This is a genomic window from Salinivibrio sp. ML323, assembly GCF_001995745.1.
GTDB lineage: Bacteria > Pseudomonadota > Gammaproteobacteria > Enterobacterales > Vibrionaceae > Salinivibrio > Salinivibrio kushneri.
This window is the reverse complement of the sequence record NZ_MUES01000002.1, coordinates 49,109-73,337: the sequence shown is the minus strand read 5'-3', so window position 1 is coordinate 73,337 and position 24,229 is coordinate 49,109. Positions and strand designations below refer to the sequence as shown.

General features: G+C 52.1%; 18 protein-coding genes. 3 read left to right on the top strand and 15 right to left on the bottom strand.

Annotated features, from left to right (window positions below):
- Window positions 1-92: 92 nt before the first annotated feature.
- Together glnB and purL are read right to left on the bottom strand one after the other, a co-directional pair.
- On the bottom strand, window positions 93-431 hold the full coding sequence (glnB, locus tag BZG13_RS01910; RefSeq protein ID WP_046074987.1) for a nitrogen regulatory protein P-II: 339 nt from the start codon (window positions 429-431) through the stop codon (window positions 93-95).
- A 149-nt stretch (window positions 432-580) separates the two neighbouring features.
- Entirely contained in the window at window positions 581-4,471 is a 3,891-nt protein-coding gene (gene purL, locus BZG13_RS01905) for a phosphoribosylformylglycinamidine synthase (protein WP_077484585.1), read from the bottom strand.
- Window positions 4,472-4,896: 425 nt separating this feature from the next.
- Here purL and mltF point away from each other — a divergent pair, with 425 nt between their 5' ends.
- On the top strand, window positions 4,897-6,417 hold the full coding sequence (gene mltF / locus BZG13_RS01900) for a membrane-bound lytic murein transglycosylase MltF (RefSeq protein ID WP_106406596.1): 1,521 nt from the start codon (window positions 4,897-4,899) through the stop codon (window positions 6,415-6,417).
- 7 nt (window positions 6,418-6,424) lie between these two features.
- Window positions 6,425-6,586, top strand: a complete 162-nt coding sequence (locus BZG13_RS15335) for a hypothetical protein (protein ID WP_167369481.1) — start codon at window positions 6,425-6,427, stop codon at window positions 6,584-6,586.
- On the opposite strand, the gene tadA is transcribed toward BZG13_RS15335, so the two are convergent.
- The 5 genes from tadA to guaB form a co-directional block, all read right to left on the bottom strand.
- A complete protein-coding gene (tadA, locus tag BZG13_RS01895; protein ID WP_077484581.1) occupies window positions 6,583-7,125 on the bottom strand; it encodes a tRNA adenosine(34) deaminase TadA in 543 nt (180 codons plus the stop codon). The genes BZG13_RS15335 and tadA overlap by 4 nt on opposite strands.
- 98 nt (window positions 7,126-7,223) lie before the next feature.
- Window positions 7,224-8,738, bottom strand: coding sequence for an AbgT family transporter (locus tag BZG13_RS01890; RefSeq protein WP_077484886.1), 1,515 nt, complete (start codon window positions 8,736-8,738; stop codon window positions 7,224-7,226).
- A 262-nt stretch (window positions 8,739-9,000) separates the two neighbouring features.
- Window positions 9,001-10,035, bottom strand: a complete 1,035-nt coding sequence (locus tag BZG13_RS01885; protein WP_077484884.1) for a type IV toxin-antitoxin system AbiEi family antitoxin — start codon at window positions 10,033-10,035, stop codon at window positions 9,001-9,003.
- A gap of 315 nt (window positions 10,036-10,350) precedes the next feature.
- Complete coding sequence (gene guaA / locus BZG13_RS01880) at window positions 10,351-11,928, bottom strand: glutamine-hydrolyzing GMP synthase (protein WP_077484579.1); 1,578 nt, start codon at window positions 11,926-11,928, stop codon at window positions 10,351-10,353.
- Between the two features lie 75 nt (window positions 11,929-12,003).
- Complete coding sequence (gene guaB / locus BZG13_RS01875; protein WP_069363240.1) at window positions 12,004-13,467, bottom strand: IMP dehydrogenase; 1,464 nt, start codon at window positions 13,465-13,467, stop codon at window positions 12,004-12,006.
- A 214-nt stretch (window positions 13,468-13,681) separates the two neighbouring features.
- On the opposite strand from guaB, the gene xseA reads away from it, so the two are divergent.
- Window positions 13,682-15,070: an exodeoxyribonuclease VII large subunit gene (xseA, locus tag BZG13_RS01870; RefSeq protein WP_108743853.1), complete on the top strand. Its 1,389-nt coding sequence runs from the start codon at window positions 13,682-13,684 to the stop codon at window positions 15,068-15,070.
- 401 nt (window positions 15,071-15,471) lie between these two features.
- Here xseA and der read toward each other — a convergent pair whose 3' ends face one another.
- The 8 genes from der to BZG13_RS01830 all read right to left on the bottom strand — a co-directional run bounded on the left by der (window position 15,472) and on the right by BZG13_RS01830 (window position 24,196).
- Window positions 15,472-16,977: a ribosome biogenesis GTPase Der gene (gene der / locus BZG13_RS01865; RefSeq protein WP_077484577.1), complete on the bottom strand. Its 1,506-nt coding sequence runs from the start codon at window positions 16,975-16,977 to the stop codon at window positions 15,472-15,474.
- A 93-nt stretch (window positions 16,978-17,070) separates the two neighbouring features.
- Window positions 17,071-18,228 (bottom strand): outer membrane protein assembly factor BamB, encoded by a 1,158-nt coding sequence (gene bamB / locus BZG13_RS01860; RefSeq protein WP_077484575.1) that lies wholly within the window; start codon window positions 18,226-18,228, stop codon window positions 17,071-17,073.
- A gap of 9 nt (window positions 18,229-18,237) precedes the next feature.
- Entirely contained in the window at window positions 18,238-18,831 is a 594-nt protein-coding gene (locus tag BZG13_RS01855; RefSeq protein WP_077484573.1) for a YfgM family protein, read from the bottom strand.
- Window positions 18,832-18,842: 11 nt separating this feature from the next.
- A complete protein-coding gene (gene hisS, locus BZG13_RS01850; protein ID WP_077484570.1) occupies window positions 18,843-20,111 on the bottom strand; it encodes a histidine--tRNA ligase in 1,269 nt (422 codons plus the stop codon).
- 52 nt (window positions 20,112-20,163) lie between these two features.
- The gene (ispG, locus tag BZG13_RS01845; RefSeq protein WP_069363245.1) at window positions 20,164-21,291 is read right to left on the bottom strand and encodes a flavodoxin-dependent (E)-4-hydroxy-3-methylbut-2-enyl-diphosphate synthase; all 1,128 of its coding nucleotides are present in this window, start codon (window positions 21,289-21,291) and stop codon (window positions 20,164-20,166) included.
- Between the two features lie 15 nt (window positions 21,292-21,306).
- Window positions 21,307-22,305, bottom strand: a complete 999-nt coding sequence (gene rodZ, locus BZG13_RS01840) for a cytoskeleton protein RodZ (RefSeq protein ID WP_077484568.1) — start codon at window positions 22,303-22,305, stop codon at window positions 21,307-21,309.
- Window positions 22,295-23,050 carry a type IV pilus biogenesis/stability protein PilW gene (gene pilW, locus BZG13_RS01835; protein ID WP_069363247.1) on the bottom strand — a complete coding sequence of 252 codons (756 nt, stop codon included), beginning with the start codon at window positions 23,048-23,050 and terminating at the stop codon, window positions 22,295-22,297. The genes rodZ and pilW overlap by 11 nt, the downstream gene beginning before the upstream one ends.
- 24 nt (window positions 23,051-23,074) lie before the next feature.
- Window positions 23,075-24,196, bottom strand: coding sequence for a bifunctional tRNA (adenosine(37)-C2)-methyltransferase TrmG/ribosomal RNA large subunit methyltransferase RlmN (locus BZG13_RS01830; protein WP_077484566.1), 1,122 nt, complete (start codon window positions 24,194-24,196; stop codon window positions 23,075-23,077).
- Window positions 24,197-24,229 lie beyond the last annotated feature (33 nt).

Here is a 24,229-nt window from a genome sequence, read left to right as displayed (position 1 = left end):
CGCCAAGCCATACAACAAGACGGCGCAAACCAACAAAGCCAAGCATGATGCTTGGCTTTTTCGTAGTGACTTAACTGCACTCAGACGCGTGATTAAATCGCTTCTTCGTCTTCCTCACCGGTACGGATGCGCACCACGCGCTCAACATCAAAGACAAAGATTTTGCCATCACCGATTTTACCGGTTTGTGCGGTATCAATAATGGTATCGACACACTGCTCGGCTACATCGTTACTGACGATCACTTCAAGCTTCACCTTAGGCAAAAAGTCGACCATATATTCGGCGCCACGATACAGCTCGGTGTGGCCCTTTTGACGACCAAATCCCTTTACTTCTGAGACAGTCATCCCCGTGATGCCCACATCAGCTAGCGCTTCGCGCACGTCATCGAGTTTAAATGGCTTGATGATGGCTTCAATTTTTTTCATTGTGTTATCCCTCTCGTTGGCCGCAGCCGGTCCTGATGGATCAAGTGTTTAGTTGAAATTGTATCGCAGCATGATAAAAAATCACCCATCGATTCACGCATAATACAAAAAAGCCGCCAATCGATGGCGGCTAATATCCTATTTCGCGGTTAACCTAGGGTCACGCGCGCGTTGCGGAACATGCGCATCCATGCACTGTCTTCGCCCCAATCATCGGGGTGCCAAGAGTTGGCGACGGTACGGAATACCCGCTCAGGGTGCGGCATCATAATGGTGACGCGGCCCGACTCTGTGGTCAGCGCAGTGATGCCATCGGGTGAGCCATTCGGGTTGGCCGGATACGCTTGTGTTGGCTGGCCGTGATTATCGGTGTAACGCAGCGCCACCGTGCCGGACGCTTCAATCGCCGCCAGATGCTCAGCATCGCGTACCTCCACGCGTCCCTCACCATGCGATACCGCAATGGGTATCCGTGACCCCGCCATCCCAGCAAAGAAGGCGGAGGGGCTTGACTGCACTTCCACCATGCTAAAGCGGGCCTCAAAGCGCTCGGACTCGTTACGAACAAACCGTGGCCAGTGTGCGGCGCCTGGGATCAGTTCATGCAGGTTCGACAGCATCTGACAGCCATTACACACGCCAAGTGCCAAGGTATCTTCACGCGTAAAGAAGTCACTGAATTGGTCGCGCGCGCGGCTGTTAAACAGAATGGATTTCGCCCAACCTTCACCAGCGCCTAACACGTCACCGTAAGAGAAACCGCCACAGGCCACCAGCCCTTGGAAACCGTCCAAACTAACGCGTCCTGAGAGAATGTCACTCATATGAACGTCCACAGCGTTAAATCCAGCGCGATCGAAGGCGGCGGCCATTTCCACATGCGAGTTCACGCCTTGCTCACGCAAAATAGCCATGGTCGGTTGTTGACCAGTAGCGATATATGGCGCAGCAATATCTTCATGCACGTCAAAGCTCAGGCTGGCGTGTAAACCGGGATCGGTCGCCTGCTTGGCGTCAAACTCTTGACGAGCGCAGTCCGGATTATCGCGCCGCGCTTGCATTTGATAGGTGGTTTCAGCCCAAACCTGACGTAAGTGCTGGCGACTGGCGTGATAGATAGGCGCCTCACCGTGACGCAAGATAATCTCATCGCTATCGCTTAAGCCGCCAATCAGGTGACTGCATGCGGTTAATTGATGTTCATCCAACACCGCATTAGCACGCTCGAGATCTGACGCTGCCACTTGGATCACCGCGCCCAGTTCTTCGTTAAACAGTACCGACAAGGCATCGTCGCCTAAACGGGCGATATCCACGTCAATACCGGTGTGACCGGCAAACGCCATTTCCGCCAAGGTGACGAACAGTCCACCATCGGCTCGGTCGTGATACGCCAGTAGCTTTTGCTCTGCTACCAAGGTTTGCATCGCATTAAAAAAGCCTTTTAGGCGGGCACTGCTGGTGACATCGGCAGGCTTATCGCCCAATTGATGATACACCTGAGCCAACGCGGTTGCGCCTAGACGCTGCGCGCCTTCACCAAGATCAATCGCAATCAGGTGGCTGTCACCTTTATCGGTACGCAATTGTGGGGTCACGGTACGACGCACATCTTCCACGCGCCCAAAGGCGGTGATGATCAGCGACATCGGCGCGGTGACAGTTTTATTTTCATCGTCTTGCTGCCACTGGGTTTTCATCGACATCGAGTCTTTACCCACCGGAATGGTCAGTGACAGCTCAGGACTCAGCTCCTCGCCCACGGCTTTGACCGCTTCGTACAAACCAGCATCCTCGCCCGGATGACCCGCCGCGGACATCCAATTGGCAGACAGTTTAATGTTGGTCAGGCTACCAATATCGGCACAGGCGATATTGGTGAGTGCTTCTCCCACCGCCATACGGGCAGAGGCAGCAAAATCGAGCAAGGCGGCCGGGGTACGTTCGCCCATCGCCATCGCTTCGCCGTGATAACTGTCATAGCTGGCCGCCGTCACCGCACAGTTAGCGACCGGTACCTGCCACGGGCCGACCATTTGGTCACGCGCAACCAGTCCAGTCACCGAACGGTCGCCGATGGTGATCAAGAAGGTTTTCTCCGCCACCGCCGGCAAGCGTAAAACACGCTCACAGGCTTGAGCCAGTTCAATGCCTTGAGTGTTAAGCGCAGCACTGGCCACTTGCTGACGCGTGACATCACGGTGCATTTTGGGCGCTTTACCCAACAGAATATCCATCGGCATATCGATAGGGCTATTGCCGAAGTGGCTGTCTTCAAGCGACAGGTGACGCGCATCGGTGGCATCACCAATCACTGCGTACGGGGCGCGTTCACGCTCACACAGGGCTTCAAAACGCGCCAGGTTTTCGGGTTTGACCGCCAAGACATAGCGCTCTTGTGACTCGTTACACCAAATGGCGAGCGGGCTCATTCCCGGCTCATCATTCGGAATATCACGTAAGTTAAAACACCCGCCGCGGCCGCCATCATCAACCAGCTCTGGCATCGCATTGGACAGTCCACCCGCGCCCACATCATGGATAAAGGCAATTGGGTTGTCGTCGCCAAGTTGCCAGCAACGATCAATCACTTCTTGGCAGCGACGCTCCATTTCTGGGTTCTCACGCTGTACCGAGGCAAAGTCCAAGTCTTCCGCCGACTGGCCGGATGCCATCGACGATGCTGCCCCGCCACCAAGGCCGATGTTCATTGCCGGGCCACCTAACACAATCAGTTTGGCGCCCACATCAATCTCACTTTTTTGCACATGGCCGTCACGGATGTTCCCCATTCCACCGGCGAGCATGATCGGCTTGTGATAGCCACGCACTTCTTCACCCGCATGTGAGGTGACTAATTGTTCATAGGTACGGAAGTAGCCCAGCAAGTTAGGGCGACCGAATTCGTTGTTAAACGCCGCGCCGCCCAAAGGGCCTTCCAGCATAATATCGAGCGCAGAGGCAATGCGCTCAGGCTTGCCATAGTCTCGCTCCCACGGCTGAATAAAGCCCGGAATTTTGAGGTTAGAGACGGAAAAACCGACCAATCCTGCTTTGGGTTTACCGCCGACACCGGTTGCCCCCTCGTCACGAATCTCACCGCCAGAGCCGGTCGCCGCGCCTGGCCAGGGTGAAATTGCGGTGGGATGGTTGTGGGTTTCCACCTTCATCAAAATATGGGCAGGTTCATGATGATACTGATAGCTGTAGCTCTCTGGGCTAGGGAAAAAGCGCCCAACGTTTGAGCCCGTCATCACGGCCGCGTTGTCTTTATACGCCGACAGCACGTTATCTGGGGTTTGCTCGTAGGTGTTTTTGATCATCTTAAACAGCGATTTGGGCTGCTTTTCACCATCAATAGTCCAGTCGGCGTTAAAGATTTTATGTCGGCAATGCTCAGAGTTGGCTTGCGCAAACATCATCAGTTCGATGTCGTTAGGATTACGCCCCAGCTGGGTGAAGTTCTCGACCAGATAGTCAATTTCGTCTTCTGCCAGTGCCAACCCTAAGGCTTGGTTGGCCTCGACTAAGGCGGCGCGGCCACCCGAGAGAATGTCTACGCAATGCATCGGCGCAGGTTCCGCTTGCTCGAACAGCACCGCGGCGGCCTCAAGCTCGCTGAACACCGTTTCCATCATCCGATCGTGCAACAATCCGACTAAGGCCGCGTATTGCTCATTGGTCAAAGGCGCAGATAACTGAATATAGTACGCCGTCCCGCGCTCCAAGCGTTTGACCGCATCCAAGCCGCAGTTATGGGCAATATCAGTCGCCTTGGAGGACCACGGCGACAATGTGCCTGGACGTGGCGTCACAAGAAACAGCGTCCCTTCCGGGGCATGCGGTGGTAAGGTTGGTCCGTAAGTCAGTAGCTTTTCGAGCTTTTCGCGACTGGCGCTATCCAAAGGCTGATGCAAATCGGCAAAATGAATAAACTCAGCATACAGTGCCGTGACAGGTATCTGGTGTGCTTGGCAGCTCGCCAGTAATTTGTTGACACGAAACTCAGACAGTGCGGGGGAACCACGCAAAATATCCATGTGCGTACGTCTCTCGTTAGCGGTAAATGAAAGGGGTATACCCAAGTTATCGCACCCTGGCACCATAACTTGGGTATCACCACTGACCTTGCCGCAATGGCAGTTGTCACGGTTATATTTCACGGCAAGCTCGGATACCGTTCACGCATTACGCATAAAGCGAATTCACTGAGAACCCCGAGTGATGCGCCGCTCAACCCGCGTTTTAATGCTGGCATTTTGCCCAAGCGGCCGCCATTATAGGGGAAAACCGTCAACGACAACACACCTGACGCAACCGTTTGCGCAAAAAATTTTCCCTCTATCGGTCTGACGTCTATTCACGTAGAATGGCGCGTCTATCGATCATCGCTAGCGGTTTGATGCTGGCATGCAACAGTGAGCGACAGCCTTTGACACAGCGTGACTTTTCTTTGCGATCATGGATGATTAGCCTAACGGTACTTGTGCTTAGCCTCGCCGTCACAGGCTGTGATTGGACCTTCGACGATCGTACCGTTCTAGAAAAAATCCGTGACCGCGGCGTTTTAAGAGTCGGGACACTCAACAACGAACTCTCATACTATATTGGTCCTGATGGCCCCACCGGGCTGGATTACGAGCTTGCATCACGTTTTGCTGATAAGCTCGGGGTAAAACTGGAAATGGTGCCGACCTACACCTTGTCCGGGCTCTTCCCTGCTCTCAAGCGCGGTGATGTGGATCTGATTGCCGCTGGCCTTACCATTACCGACCAACGTTTAGCCCAGTTTCGCCCTGGCCCCGCCTATTACTTTGTCAGCCAACAAGTGGTGTACAAAAAGGGACATTGGCGCCCACGCGATGTCGATGACTTTAACCGTGACGATGCCACCATGGCGGTAGTGGAAGATTCTAGCCACGACCTCACCCTGCAAGCGCTAAAACAAGACCACCCCGATCTCAGCTGGAAAGTGGTGCAAGACGCCGACGATGATGAGCTGCTTAAACAAGTCGCAGACGGTGAGATTGACTTTACCATTGCCGATTCCGTCGATATTGCCTTGATGCAACGCACCCACCCAGATATAGCCGTCGCCATGGCCCTCAGTGAAGACGAGCCTGTCGCCTGGTTTATGAAAAAACAAGGCGACAGCAGCGCCTATGCCTTGATGGTCAATTTTTTTGGTGAGATCAACCAAACTGGCGAATTGGCTATCTTAGAAGAGAAGTATTTTGGTCACGTCGACCAATTTGATTACGTCGATACCCGCGCCTTTTTGCGGGCACTAGAGAGCAAACTACCCAAGTGGGAGCCGCTTTTCAAAAAGCATGCGAACGATTTTGATTGGCGCTTACTGGCGGCCCTATCGTATCAAGAGTCACATTGGAACCCTCGGGCAATCTCGCCTACCGGGGTGCGCGGTATGATGATGCTCACCCTGCCGACCGCGAAATCCGTGGGTGTGCGCAATCGTCTCGACCCGGAACAAAGTATTAAGGGCGGCTCGCTTTACTTGCAACGCGTACTTGACCGTGTACCTGCCAGTGTCAATCCACACGAGCGCATTTGGTTTGCCCTCGCCTCTTATAACATTGGGTTTGGCCATATGATGGACGCACGCCGACTCACTGACGCACAAGGGGCCGACCCTAACTCTTGGAGCGATGTAAAACAGCGCCTACCTTTATTAGCCAAGCGTCAGTATTACACCCAAACACGCTATGGTTACGCACGTGGCTACGAGGCGCTTAGCTACGTCGAGAATATTCGCCGCTATTACCAAAGTATTCTAGGCTATGAGAAAGCGCATATAGAATCTCTCGATAGCCAACAAGTTGAAGATCTCGGTGGCCTACAAACGATCGTCGCCCCTGATGAGCCGTCGGAAAATGCCCCCGAGCAAACAACCGAGCAAGCGCCAGATTCGGCGTCATCACAGTCAGAGGATAACTCGACACCGCAATCAGACACGCAACCGCAATGAGGGCAGCATGGTTCCAAGAAAACGGCTGGTGAAACAGAGCTTTCGCAAAAACAATATTTCATCCGCTAACCGGCGTAAGCGTATGCGCCAAAATATGCATAAAAAGGTGCTTTGGCGACAACGTGCCTTCGCGATTCGTGAATTTGCCGCCTTTGATGACGCGTTCTAGGACACCTTGCCTGAGCCAGGTAAGCAAGATTGAGATTGACAGGCTGCTTTTTTAGCGGCCTTTTTTTCGGCGCGACGACGGCGGAAAAAGGCCTGTAGTTGCGCACGGCATTCGGTTTCTAACACTCCGCCCTCACTGTGCACATGGTGATTCACACCCTCATAGCTCAGCAAGTTCATTACCGAACCGGCAGCCCCCGTTTTGGGATCCGGCGCGCCAAAGTAAACTTTTCTGACACGGCCATGCACGATCGCCGCCGCACACATCGGGCACGGTTCGAGTGTCACATAAAGATCCGCGTCTAATAAACGATAATTCCCCAGCACTTGGCCGGCTTGGCGTAAGGCCATTACTTCGGCATGGGCGGTGGCATCATGCTGGGTAATGGTTCGGTTCCACCCCGTGCCCACCACCTCACCTTGATACACCACCACGGCGCCGACAGGTACTTCACCCTCTTGTTCCGCCTTGTCTGCTAACTGGATCGCTTGGCGCATATAGACGTCGTGCTCGCTATCCGACGCATGTGGATCTTTCATTCCAACCTCTGTGACTCACAACCTAATACGCCCTCAGTATACGATACAAATAAGCCGGCTCGAAGGCCGGCTTATCTCGCTCAACGTGTTGCCACGTGTTACTGCACCAAGTACTGGTAACTGGCTTGAATGCCCAAAGGCAATCCGAACGCCCAGTACGCCAACAAGAACAAAGTCCAACCTACCAGCATGGTAAGCGAGTAAGGGATCATCATTGACGCCACGGTACCAATACCCGTGGTTTTCACGTAGCGCTGGCAATACACCACCACCAGTGGGAAGAACACCATTAATGGCGAAATAATGTTCGACACGGAATCACCCACACGATAGGCCGCTTGTGATAATTCAGGGGAAATGCCCACGACCATTAACATCGGTACGAGAATCGGCCCAATCAGCCCCCATTTCGCCGACGCGGAACCAATCAATAAGTTCACCATTGCCGTCAGCAAAATCATTCCCACAATCGTCATCTCACCTGGCAGGTTCATTGACTGCAATAGCTCCGCGCCGTTGAGCGCCAACAAAGTACCAATGTTGGATTGGGTAAATGCGGCTAAGAATTGCGCGCAGAAAAACGCCATCACCATATAAGCGCCCATGGTCGCCATGGTGTCAGACATGGATTTGATCACGTCCTGGCTGGTTTTAAAGGTGCCCGCGGTTTTGCCATAAACAATGCCTGGAATAATAAACAGCACAAAAATGAGCGGCACGATTGATTGCATAATCGGTGCATCAAACGCAGTCAGCTCACCCGCCGGTGAGCGAAGCGGGGACGTTTCCGGCCACGAGGCCGCCACCAGCGCAGCGATCCCTAGTAGCATCGCCAGCCCAGCACGGTTAAAGGCTTTACCTTCAATCGCCGTAAAAGAGCCCAGATCCGGTGCCTCTTCGGCATCCTCATCAATTGGTGTGCGATTTAAGCGTGGCTCGACAATTTTCTCAGTCACAAACCAGCCCAGCGCCACGATTAAAATCGACGACAAGCCCGTAAAGTAGATGTTAGCGAGGGGATTAACTTGGTAGCTGTCATCCAACACGTGTGCGGCCGACTCGGTAAAGCCTGCCAGCAAAGGATCAATGCCAGACGGAATAAAGTTCGCGGAGAAGCCGCCGGATACCCCAGCAAAGGCGGCAGCGATACCGGCCAGAGGATGACGACCCGCCGCGTGGAAGATAATCCCGCCGAGTGGGATCACCAGCACGTAGCCAGCATCTGCGGCGGTGTGGGAGACAATCGCCACCAAAATCAGCATGGGTGTAAGCGCTTGCTTCGGCGTTATACTCAGCATTTTCTTGAGCCCGGTGGTAATAAAGCCTGACTGATCAGCCACACCTACACCAAGCATCGCCACCAAAACAATCCCCAGCGGCGCAAATCCAGTAAAGGTGTCAACCATATTGGCTAAAAAGTGGGCTAGCGCATCGCCGGTGAGCAGGTTTTTGACTTGGACAGCATCACCAGTCAAAGGGTGGACTGAATCAAAAGAGATCTGAGAGAGAATAGCTGACAATACCCAGACGGTGATCAGCCCCCAAAAAAACAATAACGCGGGATCCGGAATGCGGTTCCCTGCCCGCTCTATCATGTTCAAAAACCGATCCATGCCGCGCGGCTGGCCAGCTTCGGCTGAGTCGCTTATGTGTTGGCTCACTGTTTACTCCATTTTTCGATGTTGTGTCTTTGCTTACCTGCTGGAGCAGGTTTTAGTGACATTAAAATGACAAACTTTCGCCAGTAAAGCAAAAATCAGCATAGTTAGCCATAACAAAGCCAGTTAACCAAATGTTAAATTGTTTTGTAATTAGAAAAGCAGCACAAAAAACGGATGCTTACAGGGCTCACTGAAATATTTAGAAACAAAAAAATCATGCTAGGTTTGGAGTTAGGTTTGCTGGGTTGTGCCAAACTCGGGGTTCAGGAAGTGTTTTAAGCTGTAGATATTGCTCATTGATAAGTTCGGCAACCTCCTTGTTTCGGCTATCTCTGCTTGCAAGTAGCTCAGCGACAGTCAGCAATGCCTTGGCATTGATATTAATATCCAGCGCCTTTCCCCAGAATGCAGGCACCAACCAGAGCCTGCCAGAAGCGTCTGGCTTTGCTTTGAGCAGCGCAAGCTTTTTTTGCAGTGGCTCAAAGGTAAAGAGCTGTAACTCATAAGGCTGCAAATAGCGTGTTAGTTCATCGGCAGCGACTTCTCCTCCCCAGCAATCCATGGATGTTAAAGGGATGTCTCGCCAATCATTCGGCGCAACTAATTTTAGCCCTCCGAGCTTTGGCCTTAGCACGGTACGATAGTGTTCAATCCAGATCTGATAAAGGGCCTCTTTATCCAGAATGCGACGGGTACGACCAAGACTGACAAGCTTCTCGGCTTCTAAATATTTAAACCCCTTACTCACCATACCTAATGAGATATTCGCCATCTCGGCTATGGTTCGAAACGGCAGATGTAACACATCTTCTTGAGCCAACAAAGCAAACAACAGCTTCATAAAACCTAACCCCGGCTTTGCCGGCTGTGGAATTGCGAGGTGGTTTTCAGTGAGATTTTTGCCCTCAATCCATAGATTCAGCCCGTTAAAGCTCACGCGAGCATTACCGGCCTCATCAATAAAATTGATCGCGTTCTCGGTGCAAAAATCGGCGAGATGAGTCGTCAGTCTGTTACACACCAACAGATTGTCTGAGCGAGCAGCGCCTAGCAATGCGGATAGGCTTTCTTTACGGTGGATACGCTTTATTTCAGCGCTAAACAAATAGCGTTGGCCGTGCACTGTCAGAGTCACTTCAGCATCGGTGTTAGGCTCACCATCTGGCTTAGGATCGAAAGAGTACTCCCCTTCAATATGCGAAGGCAGATTATCCAAAGCTCGCATTAGTAGTGTCGAGTTCTCGTTCACACCTAAATACCGTTCATGAATCATGAACAAATAATAGTCGTGAACATGAAATTCTGCAAGATAAGCGGAGAGCTTGAGTGAAGCAGGTACCGGTTAACATAGACTGTGTAACATATCGCCATAGATAAAAACCACGATGATACATATTCAGCCCCCAGTGAATGCTGCGTAAAGACGTTATCGCTGAGTTAGATACGAGTAACAGCGTTACTTGAGTAATAAACGTTATGGTATTGTGCGACAAAAAATGCCAGTCAGAAACTGACTGGCATTTCATTTATTGACTAAAGGCTTATTAGCCGTTTGCGGCTAGCCTTACTCCCACTCAATCGTCGCTGGCGGTTTGCCGGAGACGTCGTAAACCACGCGGGAGATGCCGTCGACTTCGTTGATGATGCGGTTTGATACCTTACCCAGGAAATCGTATGGCAGGTGTGCCCAGTGCGCGGTCATAAAGTCGATGGTTTCGACGGCACGTAGGGCAATGATCCAGTCATATTTACGGCCATCGCCCATCACACCCACCGAGCGAACTGGCAGGAATACGGCGAAGGCTTGCGAGACTTTCTCGTAAAGATCGGCATTGCGCAGCTCTTCGATAAAGATCGCATCGGCGCGACGAAGTAGATCGCAGTATTCTTTTTGAATCTCGCCTAGCACGCGCACGCCGAGGCCTGGCCCTGGAAAGGGGTGGCGATAAAGCATGTGGTACGGTAAACCTAGCTCAAGGCCAATTTTACGCACTTCATCTTTAAACAACTCTTTGAGTGGCTCAACCAGACCCATTTCCATTTCTTCCGGTAAACCACCGACGTTGTGGTGTGATTTGATCACATGGGCTTTACCGGTTTTCGAGGCTGCTGACTCAATCACATCCGGGTAGATGGTGCCTTGTGCCAGCCACTTGGCATTTTTCATTTTGCTCGCTTGCTCATCGAATACCTCGACAAACACGCGGCCAATGATTTTACGCTTGGCTTCCGGATCCGCTTCGCCTTTAAGGGCATCGAGGAAACGGTCTTCGGCGTTAACATGAATAATATTCAAACCAAAGTGGTCACCGAACATTTCCAGTACTTGCTCACCTTCGTTAAGGCGTAGCAGGCCGTTATCGACGAACACACACGTGAGCTTATCGCCAATTGCACGGTGAACTAGCATGGCGACCACAGAAGAGTCAACGCCGCCAGACAAGCCAAGGATCACCTCGTCATCCCCCACTTGCTCGCGAATACGCTCAATCGCATCGTCAATAATGGTGGCTGGTGTCCACAAGCGCTCGCATTGGCAGATTTGCATCACAAACTGCTCAAGCATCCGTTTGCCTTGGCGCGTATGGGTCACTTCTGGGTGGAATTGCACACCATAAAAACGCTTGTCTTCATTGGCCATGGCCGCGAAGGGGCAAGTGTCCGTCTCGGCCACTTTGACAAAATCTTCTGGAATGGCGACCACTTTATCACCATGGCTCATCCATACATCGAGGAGCGCGTGACCGTCATCGGCGATGGCATCTTCAATGCCATCAAACAACGCGCTTTGTCCAACGCGTTTTACTTGCGCGTAGCCAAATTCACGGTGATCAGAGCCGGCCACTTTACCACCAAGCTGCTCAGCCATGGTTTGCATGCCATAACAGACGCCCAACACAGGCACACCCGCGTTAAAGACATATTGCGGTGCTCGTGGCGAGTTCTCCTCTGCCACGCTCTCTGGACCACCGGATAGGATGATGCCGTTAGGGGCAAAGTCACGAATGTCTTGCTCATCGACATCCCAGCTCCAAAGCTCACAATACACACCGATCTCGCGTACACGGCGCGCAATCAATTGGGTGTACTGGGAGCCAAAATCAAGGATCAAAATACGTTGAGCATGAATGTTCTGGGTCATTATCTGGCTTTCTCAATTAAGTGGAACAAAGGGGAGCCGCGCTCCCCTCTCAAATGCATCGCGGTGGTGATGTCTTTAGCCGAGGCGATAGTTCGGCGCTTCTTTAGTAATAGTGACATCATGCGCGTGTGACTCTTTCATGCCCGCGCCAGTGACGCGAACAAACTGCGCTTGGGTGCGCATCTCTTCAATGGTGGCAGAGCCGGTGAGGCCCATGCTGGAGCGCAGACCACCCATTTGCTGATGAATGATCTCTTTCATCATGCCTTTGTAATCAACACGTCCTTCAATGCCTTCAGGCACTAGCTTGTCTGCGGCGTTATCGCTTTGGAAGTAACGGTCAGACGAGCCTTTCGACATCGCCCCTACCGAGCCCATACCACGATATGATTTATATGCACGACCTTGGTAAAGCTCCACTTCACCCGGTGACTCTTCGGTACCGGCGAGCATTGAGCCCACCATCACACAGGATGCACCGGCCGCAATGGCTTTACACAGATCCCCTGAGAAGCGGATACCGCCATCGGCAATCACGGGAATGCCATACTCTTGCGCCACAGCGGCTGCATCACTGATCGCAGTGATCTGCGGGACACCGACGCCGGTAACGATACGCGTGGTACAAATTGAGCCTGGGCCAATGCCAACCTTGACGGCATCGACACCGGCTTCAATCAGGGCGCGCGCCCCTTCAGCGGTGGCGACGTTGCCGCCCACAATCTGCAGGTTCGGGTACGCGGCACGTGCTTCACGGATACGTTGCAACACCCCTTCAGAGTGGCCGTGTGATGAGTCAATCAGCAGCACATCCACGCCGGCTTCAACCAAAGCGGCAATACGTTCTTCGTTGCCCGCACCGGCCCCGACCGCACCACCAACACGTAAGCGGCCTTGCTCGTCTTTACAAGCGTTAGGTTTGCTTTCCGCTTTTTGGAAGTCTTTGGCGGTGATCATACCGGTGAGATGATGGCTTGAGTTGACCACCAAAACCTTCTCGACGCGGTGCTGTTGCATAAGCTGTTGTACCTGCTCACGCTCTGCGCCTTCTTGCACAGTGGCAAGGCGAGATTTTGGTGTCATCACGTCTTCGACACGCTTGCTTAAGTCAGAGACAAAACGTACGTCACGGCCAGTGATGATGCCCACCAGCTCTTTTTGTGCATTGACAACAGGGTAACCGGCAAAGCCGTTACGCTCAGTCAGCGCCTTCACATCAGCAATGGTCATTTCAGGGGTCACAGTCACTGGGTTGGTGACCATGCCTGCTTCATAGATTTTGACCAAGCGTACTTGTTCAGCCTGTTGCTCGATGGTCATGTTTTTATGGATAAAGCCAAGACCACCTTCTTGCGCCAAGGCAATTGCCAAACGGGCTTCGGTCACCGTGTCCATCGCGGCGGATAGCACAGGAATGTTTAAGCTGATCGAGCGTGTCAGTTTTGTACGCAGATCGGCATGGTTAGGAAGAACATTTGAGTGGGCAGGGACGAGGAGTACATCGTCAAAGGTTAGCGCTTCTTTCGCGATTCTCAGCATTGCAATATCTCACACCAAAATTTGTGAAGGGGAACAAAATATTGCCGCAGCATTATACGGGCAGCGCAAACGTTTGGCTATCGATTTTTACTAAGAATGTCCGTTTGTTGGGCAACTCAGATTTAGTCGGTTGATTTATCAACATATATCCGCGGGACTTTTTCGCAACCGATTGCTCTAGGTCTATTTGGCATACCGGAATGCGACAGGTAGTATGCTGACAAGCTTATTGAAAGGGACCGAGATCGTGACCGCTAACAACCGAAATATTCTTTCCGTCTCTCGCTTAAATGCCGAAGTGCGTCTTTGCTTGGAGAAAAACATCGGTATCGTCTGGCTCACGGGGGAAATCTCTAATTTTACCGCCGCGACATCCGGTCACTGGTATTTGTCGTTGAAAGATAACCAAAGCCAAGTCAAATGTGCGATGTTCCGTGGTAACAATCGCCGCGTGATGTTCAAACCTAAAAACGGCGATCAGGTATTGGTACGTGCACGCGTGTCTATGTACGAGCCTCGCGGCGACTATCAACTGATTTTAGAAAGCATGCAGCCCGAAGGCGATGGACGACTGCAACAGGCGTTTGAACAACGCAAACAAGCGTTAGCCGCTGAAGGCTTATTCGCACAAAGCGCCAAACAGGCCTTGCCCGACCAACCCAAACGCGTTGGCATAATCACCTCCAAAACGGGCGCTGCCTTGCACGATATTCTAAATGTGTTGAAACGGCGCGATCCGAGTCTGCCCGTGGTTATCTACCCCACGCTGGTACAAGGACAAGAGGCGGCGGTTTCTATTGCCCAAGCCATAGGACGCGCGAGTACGCGCAACGAGTGTGATGTGCTGATTGTTGGCCGTGGCGGCGGCTCACTCGAGGATTTATGGTGCTTTAATGAAGAGATTGTCGCCCGTACCATCGCCGCCAGTCAGATCCCCATCGTCAGCGCCGTGGGCCATGAGGTCGATGTCACCATTGCCGACTTTGTTGCCGATGTGCGCGCGCCGACGCCATCAGCCGCCGCGGAATTAGTGAGCCGTGACCTCAGTTATCGCTTACAGCAATATCAGCAGCGCGAGCAAGCACTTAAAAACGCGATCGGCACCCTCTTGTATCGCCAGCAACGGGCGCTGACGCAGCACGAACACCGTTTGTCGCATCAGCACCCTCGCCGGCGTTTGCAACAGCAAAGTCAGCATATTGATGAGCTGCAACGACGAATGCACCAGGCACTCACTAAGCAGTTTTCACGGTACAGCAGCCAACTGAACACGTTAGATACTCGATTGCAGCGCATGACGCCTGACCGTCGTATTCAGCAGCATCAGGCTCAATTGGCGCAATACCATCAACGCCTTACCCACGCGATGGACTCGCACCTGTCCCATTCGCAACAGCGACTCGCGACCTTGGTCGCCACCTTAGATGCGGTCAGCCCACTTGCCACCCTTTCTCGCGGCTATTCAATTAGCCGTGATAGTGATGGACACATCGTCACTAACATCAACCAGGTCAAAGAGGGTGATACCTTACACACCCAGCTTAGCAACGGCGATGTCACCAGCGTGGTACAACAACGACACCCGCATCAATCTCCTGATTAAACTCTGCACAACAGACATCTGACCGATCAGTAAGCGATCGCGCGATCTGGGGGTTTATTCCCCCTGATCAGCTTCCTACCCTTAAAAGAATATTTATCAATACACTTCCCGAAAGCATAAGTTACATGTTCTGCATTTGGATTTATAGAAGGATAAAAATCTAAATTATGTTTTTATGAAGCCTAGATCCAGAACAATCCAAAAGTGTGATATAGAAAGGGGTGTCGATTTTACCACCGCTCAAAACCTGAGCGGCAGCGCAATGGACTAGGATCTAAGACAACAGATAATCGCGCCCATTAACGTGACCTAGATCACTTTTATTCGGTTACGGATCCTAACAGAGATCGGACTCGCCATGTCGCGATCAAAAAAGCCCAGCATCGCTGCTGGGCTTTCTATCACTTCTTATTGCGGTTTTTCACCATATCCATTAAGCGTTTACGCTGACGGGATTGAGATAATGTCAGCTTTTCTTTTTTCCCCTCATAGGGGTTTTCGCTGTTTTGGAATTGGATCTTTATTGGCGTGCCCATAATATCCAGGGTTCGCCGATAGTAATTCATCAAATAACGCTTATAAGAATCTGGTAGCTCTTTGACCAAGTTACCATGAACCACCACAATCGGTGGGTTGTAGCCGCCTGCGTGCGCATATTTGAGCTTCACCCGACGTCCACGGATCATCGGTGGTTGATGGTCATCTTGCGCCATTTTCAAAATGCGGGTGAGCATCGCGGTTCCAACACGTTTTGTCGCTGACTGATACGCCTCTTGAATCGACTCAAACAAGTGACCGACCCCGGTGCCGTGCAACGCAGAAATGAAATGCACACGGGCAAAGTCGACAAACCCTAAGCGGCGATCAAGCTCTGACTTCACACGCTCTTTCACTTCACTGTCCAAGCCATCCCACTTGTTGACCGCCAAAACAATCGAGCGCCCAGCATTTAGTGCAAAACCAAGCAAGCTTAAGTCTTGGTCCGAGATATTCTCGCGTGCATCGATGACCAATAACACCACGTTGGCATCTTCAATCGCCTTGAGGGTTTGGATCACCGAGAATTTTTCTACCTTGTCGCTCACTCGTTTACGACGTCGCACCCCGGCGGTATCAATCATCACGTATTCGCGACCATCACGCTCCATGGGAATGTAAATGGAGTCACGGGTAGTGCCAGGCATGTCATAAACCACCACGCGCTCTTCACCGAGCATGCGGTTCGTCAGGGTTGATTTACCCACATTGGGCCGGCCAATAATCCCAATTTTAATCGGTAGCGATTGTAAGTATTCATACTCGCTTTCCGCCTGCTCTTCGGTTTTTACCGCCTCATCATCACTGTCGAGCGTATCGGCTTCCTCGGTCAAATCGATCACGCCTGCTTGCGCATCGTCCTCATCAGCTGACACTTGCTCCACCAAAGGCGTCAACGCACGATTAATCAGGCCGCTAACACCTCGGCCATGCGCGGCAGCGATCTGGAACATGTTATCCATGCCTAACTGCCAAAAATCAGCCGTCGCCGTGTCTGGATCAATACCATCCACTTTGTTCACCACCAAGAAGGTGGTTTTTTCACGGGTACGAATATGTTGAGCAATATCCTGATCCGCGGGGGTCAGACCGGCTCGACCATCGACCATAAACAGCACGACATCGGCTTCTTCAATCGCCGCTAGCGACTGCTCTGCCATCTTGGTTTCTACACCTTCTTCGGTGCCGTCAATGCCGCCGGTGTCAATCACGATAAATTCGTGATCATCTAGCAATGCCTTGCCGTATTTTCGATCCCTGGTCAGTCCCGGAAAATCCGCTACTAATGCATCGCGTGTGCGGGTAAGACGGTTAAAGAGCGTCGATTTTCCCACATTCGGGCGCCCCACTAGGGCTATAACAGGAATCATGTAGACCTCTTCTTTTCATTCGCTTTATTAATAAACAAGGCTCCCGACTGTCTTGGCAGCCAGGAGCCTAAATATAGAACTGGATGGCTTCGCTTACTCGATACTCAGCTTTCTCAGTTGACCATCACGGGTGATCACAATATAGCCATCATCGGTTTGCACCGGTGCAACTGCAATCCCGTTCCCTTCCAGAGATTGTTGCGCGACAAAGTCACCCGTTTGCGGGTCAAGCCAGTGCAAGTAGCCTTGGCTGTCGCCGACCACCAGATAGCCGCCGCTTGCCGCAGGTGCGGTTAAGATACGGTACGCTAACTGTGTATTGCGCCACTTTTCTAGGCCGTTACGCGCATCTAACGCAACGACATTATCTTTATCATCAATAAGATAAATACTATTACCTGCGACTAGGAAGTCTTTAGCAGAGGAAAAATCTCGCTTCCACGCCGCTTTCCCTGAGCGCAAATCAATAGAGACTACTTGGCCATTATAGCCTACTGCATACAAACGGTCGCCATCGATTACTGGGGTCGCATCCACATCCACTAAGCGGTCAATCTCGGTCGCCCCTTTTGGGGTCGAGATAGGGATCTGCCAAATTGAGCGGCCGGTTTCGATCATGGCCGCGCCTAGACGTCCATTGGCCATCCCCCAGAATACCCCGCCGGAAATAGTCACTGGCGCACTTTCACCGCGTAGGCTCAAGTTCGGCACATCATTAGCGTTATTCCACTGTGGCTCGCCCGATTCTGCATCCAGTGCCACTAACTCACCACGGCTGGTATTAACGATCACCAACCCAGCTTCCACCAAAGGCTTGGCCAGTACTTCACCATTCACGTTCTGTTGCCAAATCCGCTCGCCAGTTTCGGCATCCAGTGCGTAAACTTGACCGGTTTCGCCACCCACATACACTTTGCCGTATGAGGCGCTCAAGCCGCCAGAAAGCAACGCCGGTGTCTCGGTTTGGACAGACTGTTGCCAGACAGCGTCACCGCTTTCTAGATCAAAGGCGGCGACTAAACCTTGGCGGTCCGCCGCAAACACTTTGTCATACGCCACTGTAGGCTGAAGCGCGGAGTAGTATTGGCCGACCCCGTCACCCACTTGTGCCTGCCAATGCTGGGTTGATGAAATCTCATTAGTCACTGAAGGCAGTGGCGCCATTTGCACCACATCTTCTTCACCGGCACAGCCTGCCAGTATCGCCATGGTCGTGGCCATTGCAGCCATACGCCATAATCGTTTTTTCATACCACGACCTTATTGACTCAGATTATCAAGCTTCATGTTAACGGTTGGGCTTTCCGCCGCCGCCAATGACGCTGCATACGCGTCTCGCGCTGCCTGCTTGTCGCCCTGACGAAGCAAGACGTCACCACGGATCTCTGCCACTTTCGCCGTCCAGCTTTCGGCGGTCACTTTGTCGAGTTCGTTCAATGCGGCTGAATAATTTTCCAACTCTGCCTCAACGCGCGCCAGTCGTGTGGTGACAAGTCCATACAGGGCGTCATCTTTCACGGCTTGCTGCGCTTTTTTGAGTTGCGCCTGGGCACTGTCCAGCTCTCCTTGCGCAACATGCTTTTGCGCCAGCTGTAATGCCGCCAAGGCACGATAACCTTCATGGCCTTCTAGCTCGCTCAGTGACACGGTATCACCGCTTTCAATGCCACTTAGCACCTGTTCATATTGCTGCGAGGCTTGCGCTTGGTTCGCCAGTTGCTGTGACTGGAAATAACGCCAACCATATAACGCACCCAAACCGACAACGGCACCGATTACAACGGCCTTACCATTGTCTCGCCACCACTTTTTAATGGCTTCAACCTGCTGCTCTTCTGTGGTGTAGACGTCCACGTTCTGTCCTCTTAAATCAATGCTTTTAGTGACGCGGCGATCTCATCCTGATTCAGTGTTTGTTGCTCGCCGCCTTTCAAATCTTTTAACGCCACTGTGCCGTTGGCGACTTCATCTTCGCCCAACACCAGCGCCACAGAGGCGCCGACTTTGTCCGCGCGCTTAAACTGTTTTTTAAAGCTACCACCGCCGAAGTGCGACATCACACGTAGCCCTGGCACCTGCTCGCGTAAGCGCTCCGCCAGTTTCATCCCCACAGCCATGGCTCCTTCGCCGGCTGTGACCATATACACATCCACTGCCGGGCGGACATCATCTTGGTTAAGGTTTTCCAGCATTAGAACCAGACGCTCTAAGCCCATTGCAAACCCAACAGCAGGGGTTGCCTTGCCGCCGAGTTGCTCAACCAAGCCGTCATAACGGCCACCACCGCACACCGTGCCTTGCGCACCCAAGCTATCAGTGATCCACTCAAACACGGTCCGGTTGTAGTAGTCGAGACCACGTACCAAACGGTGGTTTACTTGGTATTCGATACCTGCCGCGTCCAAGAGTTCACACAAGCGCGCAAAATGCTGTTTTGATTCGTCATCCAGGTAGTCACCGAGCTGAGGTGCATCCACTAGAATGGCTTGGATGTCTGCGTTTTTGGTGTCCAGCACGCGCAATGGGTTGGTCTGCATGCGGCGCTTGCTGTCTTCATCCAACACAGATTCGTGTTGCATCAAAAAGTCCACCAGCGCTTGACGATAATTCGCACGCGCTTCTGGTGAGCCGATTGAGTTAAGCTCCAATCGCACATGTTCCGCAATGCCCAGCTTGCGCCACATACGTGCGGTCATCATGATTAATTCAGCATCCACGTCTGGGCCATTGAGGCCAAAGACTTCCACACCAAATTGATGGAACTGGCGATAACGGCCTTTTTGCGGACGCTCATGACGGAACATTGGTCCGATGTACCAAAGACGATGCTCTTGGTTGTACAGCAGGCCATTTTCAATCCCGGCTCGGACGCAGCCCGCTGTCCCTTCAGGGCGCAAAGTGAGACTGTCACCATTGCGGTCATCGAAGGTATACATTTCTTTTTCGACAACGTCTGTCACTTCACCAATGGCACGGCTAAACAAATGCGTCGCTTCCACAATAGGCATGCGAACTTCACTATAGCCGTAAGCGCTCACTACGTTTTTAATGGTAGATTCGAGCTTTTGCCATAAAGGAGATTGAGACGGGAGGCAGTCATTCATGCCTCGAATTGCTTGAATTGTTTTAGCCACGTTAACTTCCGTTACCGAAATGATATAAAAGGGGAGAAGGCCGCCTAACGGCTTAGCCTTCTTGATCGATTTGAGACACCTTGATGCGGTTGCGTTCATCCATCATCGCCGCTTTGGCGCGGATTTTGGCCTCCAGCTCATCCACCAAGTTGTCGTTATTAAAGCGCTCTTTTTGGCGTTTACCATCGAGGTAATAAGCGCTGCGCTTGTTACCCCCTGCCAAGCCGAGGTGAGACGCTTCGGCTTCACCCGGGCCATTGACCACACAACCAATCACAGAGACATCCATTGGGGTCAGTATGTCTTCCACGCGCTGCTCGAGCGCATTAACCGTACCAATCACATCAAACTCTTGACGTGAACAGCTCGGACAGGCAATAAAGTTCACACCGCGAGAGCGGATACGCAGTGATTTAAGAATATCGAAGCCGACTTTGATTTCTTCGACCGGATCGGCGGCGAGTGATACACGCAAGGTATCACCAATACCTTCCGCCAATAGCATCCCCAAACCAACGGATGACTTAACCGCACCAGCACGCGCGCCACCGGCCTCGGTGATACCAAGGTGAAGGGGCTGATCGATTTGCTGCGCGAGTTTGCGATAAGACTCAACCGCTAGGAAGACATCTGACGCTTTCACACTGACTTTAAATTGGTCAAAGTTAAGACGGTCAAGGATATCGACATGACGCATGGCCGATTCGACTAAAGCATCAGAGGTTGGCTCTCCGTACTTTTCTTGCAGATCGCGCTCCAGTGAGCCGCCATTGACACCAATCCGGATTGGAATGTTTTTGTCACGTGCGGCATCCACCACCGCCCGAATGCGCTCTTCTTTACCAATATTCCCTGGGTTGATACGCAAACAGTCGACACCATACTCCGCCACTTTTAATGCAATGCGGTAGTCAAAGTGGATGTCTGCGACCAAAGGGATCGAGGTTTGCGCTTTAATCTCTTTAAACGCTTCCGCCGCGTCCATGGTGGGTACCGATACCCGAACGATATCTGCCCCCACCCCTTCTAGCGCTTTGATTTGCGCCACAGTAGCGGCTACATCTGTGGTTCGCGTATTGGTCATAGATTGCACGGCAATCGGCGCGCCATCACCAATCGGCACATTGCCGACGTTGATGCGCGTTGAGGGACGGCGTTTAATGGGAGTTTCGTTGTGCATATCGACGTTCTCTGATTACTGCGGAAGGCGCAACCGAGCCACTTGACCGGTTGGGAAGCCATCAAGATCAATGTTGTCGCCATTAAAGGTGATTTTCACCACGCTGGGAGCACCCAATACCAATTGATACGGGATGTCACCCGTTAAGGTCACTTGCTCACCCTCAGATTTTATCCCGGTTGCCAGTCGTTCGCCATTGGCATCTCGCACATCTATCCAGCAATCACCACTAAAGGTCATCACTAGACGATTATTGACCGTACTGGCGGGGGCTTCATCCTCAGACGCTGCCGTTGGTTGTGCCTCAAGTTCAGTTTGCGTCATCGCCTCGTTCGTTTGCCCCGGCTCAACCGCCGTAGCTGATTCTGGCTCCGTCGACCCTGAGCGGTTCTCCTGATTAGATACCGGCTCGTTCGCGGTATCTTGTGTGTCAGTTTCTTGTAACTCCGCCCCTTGTGAGGCCGTCGAATCTGTCATCGCAGGCTCGGCCATCGCCGGTGCCTCTGCGGCAACCATCGCGCTATCTTGCTCTGATGGCGTAGTGACAAGTTCATCCGCTTGCTGGCTATCCAGCTGTGTCGGCACAGACGTCATGGCCTGCTGGTTCTGCCAATACCACACCCCCGTGATCCCGACCGCAATAGCGATGATCACCCAAGACAACCACATCAGGCGGCTTTCACTTTTTTGCCGCCGTGTTTTGCGCGAGAAGCTTTGCATTTTTTGTACGGTGGCCGTACTGCTTGCTTCCATATTGCTATTACCTAAAAGCTGATCCGCGTCGATTTGCATCAGCTTGGCATAGGATCGCAAATAGCCACGTGTAAACGTGGCCAATTGATCCATGTCAGGATTGTTTTGTTCAAGATCCTCAATGACGCTGACCCGCAACCGAAGTCGGTCAGCCACATCTCGAACACTCCAGCCCATTTTCTCTCGCGCTTGCTTTAATACTTCCCCGGGCGCAGGTTGGGTATCAGATTGCGCTTGTTCTTCCGTCTGTTCAGTATTCATTCGCTAGGTACAATTGATATTCTTTGGATTCTGGAAACCGTTGCGCCAATCGCTGAGCGTCATGGGCAGCTCGCTCCGTGTAGCCTTGTTGCTGATACGCTTTCACTAGCAATAACAGTCCGGCAGGCTGAACACCAACACGTTGGTGGAGCCGCTTGATACGTGCGACGGCCTCTGCCACTTGCCCGGTATCTATTTCTAATTTGGCAAGTTGTAAACCAGCACGGACATTCAGCGGGTCGTGATCAACCGCTTTGCTAAACAAGGCTTTTGCGCGTTCTACGTGGCCAGCTTTTAGCTGACAAAACGCCGCGTTTTCATAACTGTCTGACACACGATGATAATACGGTTGTACGACTGCTTGCAAAAATGCGTCATTCGCCGCGGCAAATCGCTGTTGTTCGCACAAGAAAACACCGTAATTGTTATACACATCACCTTTTTCAGACGCTTGCGCTAACGCTTGTTGATATAAGCGATCCGCTTTGTCGTTTTCACCGACACGTTGTTGATAATACGCCATCGACAGCGAGGTGCGATAGTAGTTAGGCGCATATTGGCGCGCTTGCTGCAAGTTTTGCTGCGCTTGTTGATAGCGATCACTGTTTAGATAGCCTAATCCCAGTGCAATGCGCGCCTCTGCGGCTTGAATCTTATCAAATTTCGTCTCGCTGTGCGGCGAACCTGACGATGAACATCCAGCCAACGCCATCAGCACGCCCAATACCCAAACCGTTTTTGTCATGCCATCCCCTTGTCACCCTCTCATTTAGACGGGTCGAACAGGGATCACCTCCTGTGCGCCCAGTCGCTTCTCGGTACGCTTGGTTCGGTCGACAATGTCACCGGCAAGTTGACCACATGCTGCATCAATGTCGTCGCCCCGTGTTTTACGTACCGTCACCGTAAAGTCGTATTCCATTAAGGTTTTCATAAACCTATCAATACGAGAATTGCTCGGCTTGTTGAATGGCGATCCAGGATACGGGTTAAATGGGATCAGGTTAATCTTCGCTGGGGTGTCTTTTAATAGCTCTGCGAGTTGGCGCGCATGCTCCATGTAGTCATTGACATGATCGAGCAAAATATATTCTACCGTCACACGGCCGCGGTTAGCATTTGAGGTTTCAATATAACGGTGTACCGCATCTAAAAAGGCCTCAATATCCCAACGATCGTTAATCGGCATAATTTGGCTACGCAGCTCGTCGTTCGGCGCATGCAGTGAGATCGCCAACGCGACATCAATTTTACCAATCATTTGCTCCAAGCCAGAGACCACGCCTGATGTCGACACCGTGACTCGGCGCTTAGATAAGCCATACGCATTGTCGTCGAGCATCAAATTCAGTGAAGGGAGCAGGTTTTTCATGTTGAGCAGCGGCTCTCCCATGCCCATCATCACCACGTTGGTGATCGGACGACGACCCGTCTCTTTCTCAACGCCAATCTCTTTTGACGCACGCCATACCTGTCCGATGATCTCAGACACACGCAAGTTGCGGTTAAAACCTTGCGCTCCGGTTGAGCAGAACTTGCAATCAAGCGCACAGCCTACCTGAGAGGAGACACACAGAGTCGCGCGGTCATCTTCGGGGATATACACGGTTTCCACGTCTTGACCGCCCACACGCATTGCCCATTTGATGGTGCCATCTTGAGAGTAATGCGCTTCACTGACTGCTGGGGCTTTAATTTCTGCCACCCGCTTGAGCTTCTCACGCAACTTCTTGTTGATGTTGTTCATTTCATCGAAGTCGTCGCAACCAAAGTGATACATCCACTTCATGACTTGGTCAGCACGGAAGGCTTTTTCGCCGAGCTCATCAGCGAAGTAGGCACGCAATCCTTGCCTGTCAAAATCAAGCAGATTAACTTTCTCTGTCGTCATTGGGGGTTGCCTCGTAAGAACTAGCTAGGTGGT